The sequence below is a fragment of the Metabacillus bambusae genome (assembly GCF_017497975.1).
In the GTDB taxonomy this organism is placed as follows: Bacteria; Bacillota; Bacilli; order Bacillales; family Bacillaceae; genus Metabacillus; species Metabacillus bambusae.
Map to the genome: position 1 here is coordinate 1 of NZ_JAGDEL010000068.1, position 561 is coordinate 561.

A 561-nucleotide genomic window follows, 5' to 3' on the forward strand; every position below is an offset into this window, starting at 1 on the left:
CCGAGCACCGGCAGCCCCAACGACGACCCGACGAAGCCGGTCACGCTGAAGTTCTGGCACGGCTGGTCGGATCCCAACGAGGTCAAGGCGATCGACGCCGGCATCTCGCGCTTCGAGAAGCTGCACCCGAACATCAAGGTGCGCTCCACCGGCAACGTCTCGGACGCGACCATCAACCAGGCGCTGCGCGCGGGCGGCGGCGACACCCCCGACGTGGTGACGTCGTTCACGACGAACAACGTCGGCCAGTACTGCTCGTCCGGCATGTGGGTGGACCTGGACACCTTCATGAAGAAGGACGGGATCGACAAGCACGCCGTCTTCCCGAAGACGCTGCTCGACTACACGCAGTACAAGGGCGACCAGTGCGCGCTGCCGCTGCTCGCCGACGCGTACGGGCTCTACTACAACAAGGACGACTTCAAGGCCGCCGGGATCGCCTCGCCGCCGAGGACGATGTCCGAGTTCCAGGCCGACGCGGTCAAGCTGACGAAGCACGGCAAGGACGGCTCGATCACGCGCGCCGGCTTCATGCCGAACTTCCGCCTGTACCAGAACAGC

General features: G+C 65.8%; 1 protein-coding gene. It reads left to right on the forward strand.

Annotated features, from left to right (window positions below; genetic code table 11):
* The coding region (locus I7822_RS30875; RefSeq protein ID WP_207982564.1) for an extracellular solute-binding protein at positions 1–561 on the forward strand (561 nt) is incomplete at both ends.